This window comes from Bacillus sp. FH (genome assembly GCF_052216825.1).
Lineage (GTDB): Bacteria > Bacillota > Bacilli > Bacillales > Bacillaceae_G > Bacillus_A > Bacillus_A paranthracis.
In genome coordinates, this window is record NZ_JBQOUU010000001.1 from 1,385,596 (window position 1) to 1,400,145 (window position 14,550).

A 14,550-nucleotide genomic window follows, 5' to 3' on the forward strand; every position below is an offset into this window, starting at 1 on the left:
TCACGTAACCTTTACATATTACAATATCTTTTGTAAAAATTGTTGCGCACGCTCACTTTTCGGTGCTGCAAAAAATTCTGCTGGCGCACTATCTTCTACAAGCTTTCCACCATCTAAAAAGAGAACACGATCTGCTACTTCTTTTGCAAATCCCATTTCATGTGTAACAATCGCCATTGTCATTCCTGTCGTAACTAATGATTTCATAACTTCTAACACTTCTTTTACCATCTCTGGATCTAGTGCTGATGTCGGTTCATCAAATAACATTACTTCTGGTTCCATTGCTAACGCTCTTGCAATTGCTACACGTTGCTTTTGTCCTCCCGAAAGACGATTTGGATACGTATCTTTTTTATCTAATAAGCCGACCTTTTCTAACAGTTTTTCGGCTTTCTTTTCAGCTTCTTGTTTCGTTACTCCTTTTACATTGATAGGAGCATACGTAATATTTTCTAATACAGTCATATGAGGAAATAGGTGAAAATGCTGAAATACCATTCCGACATTTTCACGAACGTGCATAATATTCGTTTTTGGATTCGTTACTTCTTCCGTTCCAATCCAAATGTGACCATTTGTCGGTGCTTCTAACACATTCATACAACGTAAAAATGTTGATTTCCCTGATCCAGACGGTCCAATAATTGCTACTACTTCCCCTTTTTCAATCGTTGTTGTAATCCCTTTTAATACTTCGTTTTTTCCAAATGATTTATGAAGGTTTTCAATTTTAATCACTTTTCTTCATTCTCCCTTCAATTGCCTTCCCGACTAATGTAAGAATAATGACTAGCATATAATAAATGAGTCCAACAAAAAGTAATGGTTCAAGGTATTTAAAAGTCTCCCCGCCTACGATATAAGCACGACGCATTAAATCCGTTGCTCCTATTACTGTTACTACAGCCGATTCTTTCGTAAGTGTCGCAAACTCGTTTACAAGTGCCGGTAATATATTTTTTAAAGCTTGAGGAAAAATGATATTTCGCATCATTTTTCCGTATGGAATTCCTAAAGCCATCGCCGCTTCTGTTTGTCCTTTATCAACCGCTTGAATGCCGGCACGGATTACTTCTGACATATATGCACCTGAATTTAAGCTAAATGCAAGTACAGCTGCTAAGAATGCCGGTATTTCATAACCAATTATTTGCGGGACACCGAAATAAATAATCATTAATTGCAATACAAGTGGTGTACCACGGAAAATTGATGTATAAAGATCTGCCGCTATATTTAATGCTCGTATTCTAGCAATTTTGCAAAGTGCTAATAACGTCCCTAAAAGAAACCCTGCTAAAGCTGATACTGCTACAATTTTCAAAGTAACTTCTAGACCTTTTAATATATATGGTATCGAAGGCGTAATCGCCGAAAAATCTAAGTTCATTCTTTTCATTCCCCTCACAGAAAAGTGAAAGGCAGCTTATTTTTCGCTGCCAAACCATTTCTTCACTAATTTATCCATTTCTCCATTTTCTTGCATTTTTTTAATTACTTTATTAAATTCAGCTGTTTTATCACTGTTTTTCGGAAGGGCAATTGCTGCTCCAACTTCTTCTGGAGCTTCTTTAATTTCAATTCCTTGTAAATCTTTCATTTTCTCTAAATAATTTTTAGCAACTGTGTCTTCTATAATTGCAGCATCAAAACGACCAGCTTTAATTTCTTGTACGATTTCTGGTATACGGTCACGTCCCTCAACTTTGAAATCTACTTGCTTTTTAAATTCTGCTGCTTTCTCTTCTTGAATAGATCCTGTTTGTACCCCTACTTTTTTCCCTTTTAAATCCTCTATAGATTTAATGTTAGAGTCTTTTTTAGAAACGACCATGTTTTTCGCAACAAAGTAAATATCTGTGAAATCAACATTATTTTTACGCTCTGCAGTTGGCGTCATACCTGCCATTACGAAATCAACTTTTCCTGAGCTAAGAGATGCTAATAAACCACCAAAATCCATATCTTTCACTTTCACTTCATAACCAAGTTCTTTTCCGATATATTTAGCAACATCAACATCAAAGCCGATAATTTCATCACTCTTTGAAGCTTCTACGTATTCATATGGTTTATAATCTGCTGAAGTCCCCATAACGAGTACTTTTTTATTTTTTCCAGTAGCCTTTTCTTCCCCATTACTACAAGCACTGAACATACTTACAATTAAAATAAGTGCAAACGATATTGATAATAACTTCTTCATCTTTCTTCCCCCTAATAATGTATATTTAAAAGTTTAATAGAATATTTATTCGATGTTTGTATTGTATCAGCACTTTTATTTTTATGCAATATATAAAATAAAAATAAAAATAAAACGAGTTAAAATACAGTTATCCGTGTATAAAAAGATGCATAAAATAACAAAACTATGCATATCCCAAAAATTTTAATACGAAATAAAAAAAGGCGGTACATCCACTTGAGTATGGACGTACCGCCTTTTCATTTATTTTTATAAGGACTTATAATCAGTTGGGATGAACCACCTCCACTGATTATAGTTCTTCGCAATTCTCTTCGAAATACGATTGTAGTTTTGCAATAACTTGCATCGGTTCATGACCTTCAATTTCATGACGCTCTACCATCGTTACAATTTTTCCATCTTTTAATAAAGCAAATGATGGAGAAGATGGTGGATACCCTTCGAAATATTCACGAGCTCTTGCTGTCGCTTCTTTATCTTGACCTGCAAACACCGTTACAAGGTGGTTAGGACGTTTATCATAATGTACAGAATGCGCAGCAGCAGGACGAGCAATACCGCCTGCACAACCACATACAGAGTTTACCATTACAAGTGTTGTTCCATTTCTTTTAAACGCTTCGTCTACTGCTTCTGGCGTCGTCAATTCTGTATATCCAGCAGAGACAATCTCTTCACGCGCTTGGCGGACAACATCATTCATAAAAAAGTTAAAATTAATCAATCTTTTCCCTCCTCTAAAACTACCTATTTGTATCTTACCAGTTAATGTTTATGAAATACAAGTAAGTTTACTTGTATTTCAGCATAGAAAAGGTGTTAGAGCTCTTGCTCTAACACCTTTTCTCAATGACCACGATGTTTTTGCTTTGCTTTTTGTACTTTGATTAAACGTCTTCTTTGTTTTTCAGCCTCTCGCTTCTCCTTAGATTGCACTTTCTTTTCTTGTTTATGCAGTTCATAAGATAAGCTAATTGCCTCTTGCGCCTTAGTAAAGCGGTTTACATTTACTTCTTTTGCAGCTTGTCGTATGATTCGCTTTATATTTTTGGGACGCTGTTTTTCTTTCACTTCCACGCCACATTTTGCAAAGTGCTGAAAATACGCTAACATTGAACCGTTCACAAATATAAGCACTTCTTCGTCTGAAGGTTCCGTTCCAAAAATATATCTCGCTCCATACAACTTCCCTTTTTCTTTACATGTAATGATTCCAACAAAAAATTGGCCATCGTGATATACTGTCAAATCCATTGACAGCCCCCCCTAAAAAAATTAGAAATACGGGACATCCCGGAGGGGAAGGTTACTGACATGAAATCATGCGTCTGGACTACCAACCAGAACTGTGTTTTTGTATTTCTTTCACTATTATTATATCTTTTTTTCCATAATCTTCATATATTCACTAATCATTTTTTTATGCGACCCAACAATATAGTCAGGTAGTTCTGTTAGTGGGAAGAATTTAAGCTGAACCGCTTCTTCTTTGTTCATAACAAAATCTCCATCGTATTCGTCCGTATAATAAGCGGTCGTTACAGATTGAAATTCATCACCGTTTGCTAATTTTGTAAAATAGTTCGCTCCAGAAAACACATTGATTAATCGTAGGTTCTTCACCTTTATTCCTGTTTCTTCGTATACCTCACGAAAAGCAGTTTCTTCTGGTGATTCACTAAGCTCCATTAATCCACCAGGCAGCCCCCATCTTCCGTAAGGCTCTGTTCTTTGTTGTAATAATACATATCTATTTTCATTTATAACGAGTACAACAGCACCAACTAAAATTAAAGGGCGATGACCAACTATTTTCCGTAATTCTTCTACATATCCCATCGTATCCCTCCTTTTTCGTTGTCCACACTATTGTATCATATGTATGAAACGACAAAATGCGTATATTTTTCATTTTTTTAACAAAATATTTATTTTATGTGTTTCATCTACTGTAGCTAACAAAATGGATTCAACTTCTGCGTTTTTCTCTAGAAATTCTCTCGCCCATTCTTCTGTTTTCCCTAATAATGCAAGAACATCTTGCTGAATGCTCCCATCCTTTACTAATACAAAAGAAACTGGAGATTTTTTTCCCGCCACTTTTAGATCAAGTCGGGAAACTGCCTCATATTCTGGATACCGAAATATAGAAACGACACCGTTCGCTTCCCATAATGCTAATTTGATTGTTTGAATATCGCTCACATTTCGCATACGAAGTTCTGAAAATAAATATTCCACGGTAATTCTCGCTTTTTTCAAATTGCTAAAATCAATGGAGCCGTTGTGTATAAGAATGATAGGTGCTGGCTCTAAAAAGCGTCTCCATCTATCCCACTTCAACATTAAAACTGAACTTATAATATGAAGTACAACGAGTATAAACGTTGTAATCATCGAGCCCATTAATCCTACTTTTTCATCAGACAATGCGTTAGAAATATTCCCGCCAAGCAATAACACCAATACAACATCTAAAAAGCGAAGTTGTGCGATGGACCTTTGCCCCATCGCTTTCGCAACTAATATTAAAAATATGTATGCTATAATAGCCCGAATAACCCATTCACTATTAGAAAGATGCCGTGCTCCCTCAAAAATATGCATATGCATCACTTTGCACTCCTTACATCCTAAACTGCTAGTCTGTTTTAGTTTGCAACGTTTATGAGTATATATGTAAAAAGCTGGTTCGTTTAAAAACGAACCAGCTTTTTACTTAACGGAAAACATATACTTTTTATACGTTTTTCGTACCGATAATATGAGACCCATCATAATCATATTCGAGAACAAGGAACTTCCCCCATACGATAAGAAAGGTAATGCAATCCCTTTTACAGGCATTAATCCAACAATCATACCGATATTTTGGAATATTTGAACCGTTAATATCCCAATTGACCCAGCACATAATAATGTACCGAATAAATTATCAGCAGAATAACCGATAATAATTGTTCTATATAGTAGTAATAAGAACAAGAATACAACTAACGCTGCTACGATAAATCCACCTTCTTCGGCAATTGTAGCGAAAATAAAGTCTGTATGCTTCTCAGGGATATAAACATTCCCTTCGCCAAACCCTTTCCCTTCCATACCGCCACTACCTACAGCTAAAATTGATTGCTGTGTTTGATAACCTTGATCTGTATGTTCAAATGGATCTAACCAACCTAAAATACGTGATTGTTGGTGCGGTTTTAGTAGCGTAACTAACTTATTAAAGAAGAAATCCTCATACCTTACGTAAATAAATATTAACGTGGATAGTATGGTGACTGGAATAACTGTACATAACGCTATCAATTTCTTCTGAATACCTGACATAAATAAAATACATGCAATGGCAGCAGCGTATAAGAACACCATCCCCGTATCCGGTTGGCTATATACAACAGCCATAGGCGGGAGGGATACTAGCATAATTTTACCTACTAATTTTAAGTCCGTTTGAAATGTCCTTGCCATATACTGCGCATTATGTTTCACTGCTATACTTGCTACTACGAGAAGCAATGAAATTTTGAAAAACTCAGATGGCTGAATTTGTCCAACTAACGGAAATACAAACCATCTTTTTGCACCTAATTTTTCAGGTGTGAAATTGGAAACCGGTAGTATTTTCAAAAGAATAAGTGAAGCAAATCCAACGATATAAAGTGGCCAAGACAATTTTTGTAATTGATCTAAGTCGATGCTTGCAACAAGCAATAACAATACAACCCCAATTATGTAGTTCAAACCTTGTTTCATCGCAAAGTTTGCCTCTCCATATTGGCCAGTTTGCTGACTGCTATATATAGCAGCTATACTTGTAACACATAATGCTAACAAAATTAAAATTAATTTTACATCTAAACTTTTTAGAAACTCGGTACTTCTTTTCATGACATCCTCCTGAAACATTGTTACAGCAAAATAAAAAACCAGGAGTCAACATTCTTCATGTTTTGACGACTGATTACACATTATCTATAAAACACTTATATAGAATAACTCTCTTTTTCATACAATACAATATATTATACTACAGTTTCGTCAGTAAGATTTGCCAAAAAAATTATTCTTTTCTTATTTTATATCCATATACCATATATCAGCAATGTATTTTCATAAATTCCTAATACATAATGGTTCATTGTAAGATTACTGGGAAAGGTATTATACATATAGTAGGATGTAGATGAAGAAATAAGATGATAAAAAGCTCGCATAAGCGAGCTTTTTATTTAATATACAGATGTATTATTTTCTGACGTATTTTCTAAAATTTCTTTTACACGTCCTAAGAACTTACCACAAATTAAACCATCTAGTACACGATGATCAAGTGATAAACATAAGTTAACCATGTCGCGAGCACCGAACATACCATTTTCCATAATTACTGGGCGTTTTACAATTGATTCAACTTGTAAAATAGCCGCTTGTGGGTAATTAATAATACCCATAGATTGAACAGAACCGAATGATCCTGTGTTATTAATTGTAAATGTTCCGCCTTGCATTTCGTCCGCTTTTAACGATTTCGTACGTACTTTTCCCGCAAGTTCTGTAATTTCACGAGCGATACCTTTAATTGTCTTCTCGTCCGCGTGTTTAATTACTGGTACAAATAGTTCGTCCTCTGTCGCAACAGCGATAGAAAGGTTAATATCTTTCTTCTGAACGATTTTATCGCCAGCCCACATTGAATTAATTTGAGGATACTCTTTTAACGCTTGTGCTACTGCTTTTACGAAGAAAGCAAAGAACGTTAAGTTAAAGCCTTCGCGTTTTTTGAAATCACCTTTAATTGAATTACGGTATGACACAAGGTTTGTCACATCTACTTCAATCATCATCCAAGCGTGTGGCGCTTCGTGTTTACTACGTAACATGTTCGCTGCGATTGCTTTACGTACACCTGTTACTGGAATTTCGATATCGCCAGGCATTGTTGGTACAGAAACTGGTTTCGCAGCTTCTACTTTTTGTGCTACTGGCGCTGCTTTTGGTGCTTCCGGACGCGCTTCTACTACTGCCGCTACCGCTTCCTCTTTCTTCGCCGCACCTGCTTGCGGAATATTTCCTGATTCCACTAGCTTTAAAATATCTTTACGAGTGATACGGCCGTTTGCTCCCGTACCTTCTACTAGATCTAAATCAACGTTATGTTCACCTGCAAGTTTTAACACAGCTGGTGAAAAACGAGGTTTTCCATCAGTTGGTTGTTTTGCTTTCGGTGCTTTTTCAGGCGTAGCTACTTCTGCCTTTGGTTCTTCTTTTGTTTTTTCCTCAACAGCTGTTGCTGCTACTTCATCTGCGCCTTCTACTTGAATCACACAAACTACTTCACCTACAGCTAACGTATCACCTTCACCAGCGATCAACTCTTTCACAATACCAGTGAAAGAAGATGGTACTTCAGCATTTACTTTATCAGTCATTACTTCTGCAAGCGGATCATATTTGTTTACGTGATCGCCAACATTAACGAGCCATTTACTAATTGTACCCTCTGTAACGCTCTCCCCGAGCTGAGGCATTGTAATATTTTCTACAGCCATGTATAGTCCCCCCGATTAAAATTCCGCAAGTTCACGCATTGCTTTTTCAACTTTATCTGGATTTACCATAAAGAATTTTTCCATTGTTGGTGCATATGGCATTGCTGGAACGTCTGGACCTGCAAGACGCGCAATTGGTGCATCTAAATCAAATAGACAGTTTTCAGCGATAATTGCTGCCACTTCACTCATAATACTTCCTTCTTTATTGTCTTCTGTTACAAGAAGAACTTTACCTGTTTTAGAAGCTGCTTCAATGATTGCTTCTTTATCTAATGGATATACAGTACGTAAATCAAGAATATGTGCAGAGATGCCATCTTGCGCTAACTTTTCAGCTGCTTGAAGAGCAAAATGAACACATAATCCGTATGTGATAACAGTAATATCATCACCTTCACGTTTTACATCTGCTTTTCCGATTGGTAATACGTAATCATCTTCTGGCACTTCACCTTTAATTAAGCGATATGCACGTTTATGCTCAAAGAATAATACTGGATCTTCATCACGAATTGCAGCTTTTAGTAAGCCTTTTGCATCATATGGTGTAGAAGGGATAACGATTTTTAAACCAGGTTGGTTTGCAAACATCGCTTCTACAGATTGCGAATGATACAATGCACCGTGAACACCGCCGCCAAATGGCGCACGAACTGTGATTGGACAAGTCCAATCATTATTAGAACGGTAACGAATTTTTGCTGCCTCAGAAACAATTTGGTTTACTGCTGGCATGATGAAATCCGCAAACTGCATTTCAGCGATTGGACGCATTCCATACATTGCTGCACCAATTGCAACCCCAGCGATTGCAGATTCTGCAAGTGGTGTATCTAGCGCACGATCTTCACCAAATTGATCATATAATCCGTGTGTCGCTTTAAATACGCCACCTTTTTTACCAACATCTTCACCTAAAACGAATACTTTCTCATCGCGTTCCATTTCCTCGCGCATTGCTAATGTAATAGCATCAATATAAGACATTACAGCCATGAAACGTTCCCCCCTATTCTGCGTATACGTGCTTCAATGCATCTTCAGGTGCTGCATACGGAGCATTTTCTGCATATTCTGTTGCTTCGTTTACGATATGCATAATTTCGTCTAACATTTGTTTTTCTGATTCCTCAGTTAACACGCCAACCTCTTTTAAATAAGCAGCAAATGTTACAATTGAATCATTTTTCTTCGCTTCTTCTACTTCTTCTTTATCACGATAAACGCGATCATCATCGTCACTTGAATGTGCTGTTAAACGATATGATACTGTTTCAATTAAAGTTGGACCTTCACCACGGCGGCCACGGTCTGCTGCTTCTTTTACAGCTTTATATACTGCAAGCGGATCGTTTCCGTCTACTGTATATCCAGGCATACCGTATCCAATTGCACGGTCTGATACATTTTTACATGCTAATTGTTTTTCAACTGGAATAGAGATTGCGTATTTATTATTTTCACACATAAAAATAACAGGTAACTTGTGTACGCCAGCAAAGTTTGCACCTTCATGGAAATCACCTTGGTTGGAAGAACCTTCACCGAATGTAACAAACGTTACTAAATCTTTCTTTTCCATTTTTCCAGCTAATGCAATACCAACTGCATGTGGTACTTGCGTTGTTACTGGAGATGAACCTGTCACAATACGATTTTTCTTTTGACCGAAGTGACCAGGCATTTGACGACCACCAGAGTTTGGATCTCCAGCTTTCGCGAAACCAGATAGCATCAGTTCTTTCGCTGTCATACCAAACGCTAGTACAACACCCATATCACGGTAGTATGGTAATGCATAATCTTTCTCTCTATCAAGAGCAAATGCTGCTCCAACTTGTGCTGCCTCTTGTCCTTGACAAGAAATTACGAATGGAATTTTACCAGCACGGTTTAATAACCACATACGTTCGTCGATTTTACGTGCAAGTAACATCGTACGGAACATTTCTAATACTTGCTCATCACTTAAGCCAAGCTCTTCATGGCGCTTTTCTTTTACTTCTGCCATTTTTCATAACCTCCTAAATCCACATTTTTATGCGTGTAACGCTTTTCCATCTACAGCTAATGCTGCTTCACCAATCGCCTCAGATAATGATGGATGCGGATGAATTGTATGTGCTACTTCCCAAGGTGTTGCATCAAGTACTCTTGCAAGACCCGCTTCAGAAATCATATCTGTTACATGCGGTCCAATCATATGAACACCGAGAATATCATTTGTTTCTTCATCAACTACAAGTTTTACGAAACCATCTGATTCGCCGTATACAAGCGCTTTTCCGATTGCACGGAATGAGAACTTACCTACTTTTAGCTTATAGCCTTTTTCTTTCGCTTCTTGTTCTGTTAAACCGACAGAAGCAACTTCCGGACTGCTATATACGCATTTTGATACCATAGAATAATCAATTGGTGTAACTTCTTTACCAGCAATATGTTCTACTGCAACAATTCCTTCATGAGAAGCAACGTGAGCAAGCTGTAAGCCACCAATTACATCACCGATTGCGTAAATATGAGATTCTTTCGTTTGATAAAACTCATTTGTTTGAATGTATCCTTTTTCCACAACGATATCCGTATTCTCTAAACCAATATTTTGCGTATTGGCTTGTCGTCCTACAGATACAAGCATTTTTTCTGCTTTAAATTCTTTATTCTCACCGTTATGTTCAGCTTGAATTGTTACTCCATTATCTTTTACCAATGTTTCTGGTAATACTTTTGCACCAGTTACCACTTTAATACCTTTTTTCTTGAATAGACGTTGCATTTCTTTTGAAACGTCTTGGTCTTCTAGTGGTAGTATCGTTTTCGCATACTCTAATACTGTAACTTCTACACCGAAGTCAGCAAGCATAGATGCCCACTCAATACCAATTACACCGCCACCAACGATAATAATCGAGCTAGGAAGCGTTTCCATTTTTAGGGCATGATCGGAAGACATTACATACTCTCCGTCTAATTCTAAACCTGGTAATGAATTCGGACGAGAACCTGTTGCAATAAGTACATTTTTTGGAATTAACATTTCATTCTCTTCTCCACTTGCAAGTTCAACTGAAATTGTCCCTGGCATCGGAGAGAAAATAGATGGGCCAAGAATACGGCCAATACCTTCAAACACATCAATTTTACCTTGTTTCATTAAGTGCTGAACACCTTTATGAAGTTGCGTTACAATCTTCTCTTTACGCTCTTGTACTTTCGCAAAGTTTAGTTCTACATTACTTGCAATAACTCCGAACTCTTCGCTTTTTTTAGCAGTTGCGTATACTTCCGCACTACGTAAAAGGGCTTTACTAGGAATACATCCTTTGTGTAAACAAGTACCACCAAGATTTTCTTTTTCAACAAGTGCAGTTTTTAACCCTAGTTGTGATGCACGAATTGCAGCAACATATCCACCAGTACCGCCGCCAACGATGACTAAATCATATTCTTTTGCCATTATCTCAACCCCTAGCTACCGTTTCTTTTTCACGTACAATATATTCTTTTGGAGCTTCTTCTTCACGTAGTACACGAAGTGCCCCTTCTGCTAATGCTTGTAATTCATCTTCTCCTGGATGTACGATAACATCTGCAATCCAGTCTACTCGTTCTTTTATTTCATCAACAAGGATTTTACTGTAAGCAAGTCCACCAGTTAATACGATTGCATCGATTTTCCCGTGAAGTACAGCGCTAGCTCCGCCAATCTCTTTTGCAACTTGATATGCCATAGCTTTATAAATAAGAGTTGCTTCAGGATCACCTTTTTCAACCATTTGTTCTACTTTAATCGCATCATTTGTACCGATAAGACTTACAAGTCCACCTTGTCCGACAAGTTTTTTTATCATTTCATCTCGGTAATACTCACCAGAGAAACACATTTCTACTAGTTGCCCTACTGGTACTGTACCAGCGCGCTCTGGACTAAATGGGCCTTCTCCGTTTAAACCGTTATTTACATCGATTACTCTTCCTTTTTTATGAGCACCAACTGTAATACCTCCGCCCATATGTGTAACTAATAAATTTAAATCCTCATATTTGTGATTTAACTGTTCAGCTACTTTACGAGCAACTGCTTTTTGATTTAATGCATGGAAAATACTTTTGCGTTCCATACCAGCAATACCACTTATACGAGCAATAGGCTCCATTTCATCTACAACGACAGGGTCTACAATGAATGCCGGAATATTTAATCCAGAAGCTATTTCATATGCTAAAATGCCCCCAAGGTTTGAAGCGTGATGACCGCTAAAACCATTTTTTAAATCTTCTAACATCGCATCGTTTACTGTGTATGTTCCGCCTTCGATTGGACGAAGTAATCCCCCACGGCCACAAACTGCGTTTAATTTTGAAATGTTAATACCGTGAGAATGTAGAACTTCTAAGATCGTTTCTTTACGAAACTCATATTGGTCGATAATTCGCTTATATTTTCCAATCTGTTCTTCGTCATGACGAATAGTTTCTTCTAAAACGGGTCTTTCATTATCAAAAACACCAATTTTTGTGGATGTACTACCCGGATTAATAACAAGAATTCGATTTACAGACACTGTTGCTACCTCCACTAATAAATTCAAAAGGAAGTGGAAACCTCATAAGAGGTAACCACACCTTTTGTAAAAGTAATATATGAATGATTAGCGACGGCTAATAATGTCGTGACCGTTGCGTAAGTATGTGCTACGAGAGTTTTTCAAGCTTGCAATGCGCTCTTCAGCTAGACGATCAGCTGCTACATAAGTTGCAATGCCATCGCGTTTTGAAATTTCGATTACTTTTGCAATTGTGTCATAAATTGATTCTACGCGTTTTAATGCGCGTTCTCTATTGTATCCATATAACTCGTCTGCTACGTTAATTACGCCACCTGCATTAATTACATAGTCTGGTGCGTATACAATACCCATTTCATGAATGATGTCGCCGTGACGATCTTCTTTTAATTGGTTATTTGCAGAACCTGCAATTACTTTTGCTTTAAGTTGTGGAATAGTTTCGTCATTAACTGTTGCGCCTAATGCACATGGTGCGTAAATATCACATTCAACACCGTAAATTTCATTTGGCTCAACTGCTGTTGCACCGAATTCTTCTACTGCACGTTGTACAGCTTCTTTATTAATATCTGTAACGATTAGTTTTGCGCCTTCAGCGTGTAAATGTTTGCATAGGTGATATGCTACGTTACCAACACCTTGAACAGCAATTACTTTTCCTTCTAAATTATCAGTACCGAAAGCCTCTTTCGCAGCAGCTTTCATACCACGATAAACACCGTATGCAGTTACTGGAGATGGGTTACCAGAAGAACCGAATGATGGTGAAATACCTGTTACAAAGTCAGTTTCTTCGTGGATAATATCCATATCATCTACTGTTGTACCAACATCTTCAGCTGTAATGTAACGTCCGTTTAGTCCTTGAATATAACGACCTAATGCACGGAACATTGCTTCGCTCTTATCTTTACGTGGATCACCGATAATTACTGTTTTCGCACCACCTAAGTTTAAACCAGCTGCTGCGTTTTTGTATGTCATCCCTTTTGCAAGACGCAATGCATCTTCAATCGCCGCTTCTTCAGAATCATATGTCCACATTCTTGTTCCACCAAGAGCAGGTCCAAGTGTTGTATCATGAATTGCAATGATTGCTTTTAAACCTGATTCTTTATCTTGACAAAATACTACTTGCTCATAATCATATTTTTCTAAGTATTCGAAGATTTCTAATGCCATTGTCGTTTCCCCCTAATGTTTTACCCTATTTGGTTTATTTTGAAGCAGTGGCAACTGCCAATGCTAATGAATATACTTTTGTTTCTGCTGAATCAGCACGAGATGTTAAAACAATCGGTGCTTTTGCGCCAGCAATCATTGCTCCTACTTTTGCATCCGCAAAGTATACGAGTGATTTATATAGTACATTTCCAGCTTCAATTGTTGGGACGAGTAAAATGTCTGCCTTACCTGCTACATCACTTACTATGCCTTTATGTTCTGCTGCAATTTGTGATACTGCATTATCTAAAGCAAGTGGTCCATCAACGACACAATTTTTAATTTGTCCGCGGCGATTCATTTGAGTTAACATCGCTGCATCAATTGTCGCTTGCATCGCAGGATTCACAACCTCTACCGCTGCAATTGGTGCTACCTTCGGCAAATCAATTCCTATTGCCCGGGCAACTTCTACAGTATTTTGTATAATAGCAGCTTTTTGTGTTACATCAGGTGCAATGTTCATCGCTGCATCTGTAACAAAAATGAGACGATTGTAGTTTGGAACTTCAAATGCTGCAACGTGTGAAAGTACGCTACCTTTACGAAGTCCCCACTCTTTATTTAATACAGCCTTCAAAATATTTGCTGTTGGGATGTTCCCCTTCATAAGCACATCTGCTTCGCCATTTCTTACAACTTTAACAGAAAGTTCTGCAGCCTCAGCACTTGACTGTGTTGCAATCACTTCAATATGTTCTGAAGTTTGTAAACTATGTTCTTGTAGCATCCCCATTATTTTTTCTTGATTTCCATATAGACGAAATTGAGCTAGCTGTAATGTAATTGCTTTCGCTACAGCTTCAATTACTTCATGATCTTCAGCTACTGCTACAGCCACAGTTTTTTTAGGCTGGCCTGCCGCTTGATCAATTAAGTGTTCTAACTTCATATTTTGTAATCAACCCTTTCCGTCGTCCCTCGTCTTTTTATTAAGCAAATACCGTGCCAACTTTCAAAAGTGGTCTTACCAATAATG

The 14,550-nt window shown here is 37.5% G+C and carries 15 protein-coding genes; all 15 read right to left on the bottom strand.

Annotation, left to right across the window (positions count from 1 at the left end; genetic code table 11):
* Positions 1–18 precede the first annotated feature (18 nt).
* Positions 19–741: an amino acid ABC transporter ATP-binding protein gene (locus tag ACTT1L_RS07315; RefSeq protein WP_000590218.1), complete on the bottom strand. Its 723-nt coding sequence runs from the start codon at positions 739–741 to the stop codon at positions 19–21.
* Positions 734–1,393, bottom strand: a complete 660-nt coding sequence (locus tag ACTT1L_RS07320) for an amino acid ABC transporter permease (RefSeq protein WP_001046921.1) — start codon at positions 1,391–1,393, stop codon at positions 734–736. Before ACTT1L_RS07320 ends, ACTT1L_RS07315 begins: the two co-directional genes overlap by 8 nt.
* A gap of 36 nt (positions 1,394–1,429) precedes the next feature.
* Positions 1,430–2,209, bottom strand: coding sequence for a transporter substrate-binding domain-containing protein (locus ACTT1L_RS07325; protein WP_000735471.1), 780 nt, complete (start codon positions 2,207–2,209; stop codon positions 1,430–1,432).
* Positions 2,210–2,504: 295 nt separating this feature from the next.
* Positions 2,505–2,918, bottom strand: a complete 414-nt coding sequence (locus ACTT1L_RS07330) for a BrxA/BrxB family bacilliredoxin (protein WP_001998211.1) — start codon at positions 2,916–2,918, stop codon at positions 2,505–2,507.
* A 143-nt stretch (positions 2,919–3,061) separates the two neighbouring features.
* The gene (locus ACTT1L_RS07335) at positions 3,062–3,469 is read right to left on the bottom strand and encodes a YjdF family protein (RefSeq protein ID WP_000366594.1); all 408 of its coding nucleotides are present in this window, start codon (positions 3,467–3,469) and stop codon (positions 3,062–3,064) included.
* A 120-nt stretch (positions 3,470–3,589) separates the two neighbouring features.
* Positions 3,590–4,054 carry an NUDIX hydrolase gene (locus ACTT1L_RS07340; protein WP_442821850.1) on the bottom strand — a complete coding sequence of 155 codons (465 nt, stop codon included), beginning with the start codon at positions 4,052–4,054 and terminating at the stop codon, positions 3,590–3,592.
* 69 nt (positions 4,055–4,123) lie between these two features.
* Positions 4,124–4,828 (bottom strand): DUF421 domain-containing protein, encoded by a 705-nt coding sequence (locus ACTT1L_RS07345; RefSeq protein WP_000550968.1) that lies wholly within the window; start codon positions 4,826–4,828, stop codon positions 4,124–4,126.
* 102 nt (positions 4,829–4,930) lie between these two features.
* Positions 4,931–6,109, bottom strand: coding sequence for an FtsW/RodA/SpoVE family cell cycle protein (locus ACTT1L_RS07350; protein ID WP_000831200.1), 1,179 nt, complete (start codon positions 6,107–6,109; stop codon positions 4,931–4,933).
* Between the two features lie 341 nt (positions 6,110–6,450).
* Positions 6,451–7,770: a dihydrolipoamide acetyltransferase family protein gene (locus ACTT1L_RS07355; protein WP_000257652.1), complete on the bottom strand. Its 1,320-nt coding sequence runs from the start codon at positions 7,768–7,770 to the stop codon at positions 6,451–6,453.
* A 15-nt stretch (positions 7,771–7,785) separates the two neighbouring features.
* Positions 7,786–8,769, bottom strand: coding sequence for a 3-methyl-2-oxobutanoate dehydrogenase subunit beta (gene bfmBAB, locus ACTT1L_RS07360; protein ID WP_000290076.1), 984 nt, complete (start codon positions 8,767–8,769; stop codon positions 7,786–7,788).
* A gap of 13 nt (positions 8,770–8,782) precedes the next feature.
* Positions 8,783–9,784 carry a 3-methyl-2-oxobutanoate dehydrogenase subunit alpha gene (gene bfmBAA, locus ACTT1L_RS07365; protein ID WP_000852555.1) on the bottom strand — a complete coding sequence of 334 codons (1,002 nt, stop codon included), beginning with the start codon at positions 9,782–9,784 and terminating at the stop codon, positions 8,783–8,785.
* 27 nt (positions 9,785–9,811) lie between these two features.
* The gene (gene lpdA / locus ACTT1L_RS07370) at positions 9,812–11,233 is read right to left on the bottom strand and encodes a dihydrolipoyl dehydrogenase (protein ID WP_001051291.1); all 1,422 of its coding nucleotides are present in this window, start codon (positions 11,231–11,233) and stop codon (positions 9,812–9,814) included.
* A 4-nt stretch (positions 11,234–11,237) separates the two neighbouring features.
* Complete coding sequence (buk, locus tag ACTT1L_RS07375; RefSeq protein ID WP_000115774.1) at positions 11,238–12,341, bottom strand: butyrate kinase; 1,104 nt, start codon at positions 12,339–12,341, stop codon at positions 11,238–11,240.
* Positions 12,342–12,428: 87 nt separating this feature from the next.
* Entirely contained in the window at positions 12,429–13,529 is a 1,101-nt protein-coding gene (locus tag ACTT1L_RS07380) for a leucine dehydrogenase (protein ID WP_001162675.1), read from the bottom strand.
* A gap of 34 nt (positions 13,530–13,563) precedes the next feature.
* Positions 13,564–14,463: a phosphate butyryltransferase gene (gene yqiS, locus ACTT1L_RS07385; RefSeq protein ID WP_442821851.1), complete on the bottom strand. Its 900-nt coding sequence runs from the start codon at positions 14,461–14,463 to the stop codon at positions 13,564–13,566.
* Positions 14,464–14,550: the final 87 nt, after the last annotated feature.

Coding starts and splice junctions, on each gene's coding strand:
- yqiS (WP_442821851.1), bottom strand. CDS start 14,463: ATGAAGTTAGAACACTTAATTGATCAAGCGGCAGGCCAGCCTAAAAAA.
- ACTT1L_RS07330 (WP_001998211.1), bottom strand. CDS start 2,918: ATGAATGATGTTGTCCGCCAAGCGCGTGAAGAGATTGTCTCTGCTGGA.
- ACTT1L_RS07325 (WP_000735471.1), bottom strand. CDS start 2,209: ATGAAGAAGTTATTATCAATATCGTTTGCACTTATTTTAATTGTAAGT.
- ACTT1L_RS07340 (WP_442821850.1), bottom strand. CDS start 4,054: ATGGGATATGTAGAAGAATTACGGAAAATAGTTGGTCATCGCCCTTTA.
- ACTT1L_RS07335 (WP_000366594.1), bottom strand. CDS start 3,469: ATGGATTTGACAGTATATCACGATGGCCAATTTTTTGTTGGAATCATT.
- ACTT1L_RS07355 (WP_000257652.1), bottom strand. CDS start 7,770: ATGGCTGTAGAAAATATTACAATGCCTCAGCTCGGGGAGAGCGTTACA.
- ACTT1L_RS07350 (WP_000831200.1), bottom strand. CDS start 6,109: ATGAAAAGAAGTACCGAGTTTCTAAAAAGTTTAGATGTAAAATTAATT.
- ACTT1L_RS07320 (WP_001046921.1), bottom strand. CDS start 1,393: ATGAACTTAGATTTTTCGGCGATTACGCCTTCGATACCATATATATTA.
- lpdA (WP_001051291.1), bottom strand. CDS start 11,233: ATGGCAAAAGAATATGATTTAGTCATCGTTGGCGGCGGTACTGGTGGA.
- bfmBAB (WP_000290076.1), bottom strand. CDS start 8,769: ATGGCTGTAATGTCTTATATTGATGCTATTACATTAGCAATGCGCGAG.
- ACTT1L_RS07380 (WP_001162675.1), bottom strand. CDS start 13,529: ATGGCATTAGAAATCTTCGAATACTTAGAAAAATATGATTATGAGCAA.
- ACTT1L_RS07345 (WP_000550968.1), bottom strand. CDS start 4,828: ATGCATATGCATATTTTTGAGGGAGCACGGCATCTTTCTAATAGTGAA.
- bfmBAA (WP_000852555.1), bottom strand. CDS start 9,784: ATGGCAGAAGTAAAAGAAAAGCGCCATGAAGAGCTTGGCTTAAGTGAT.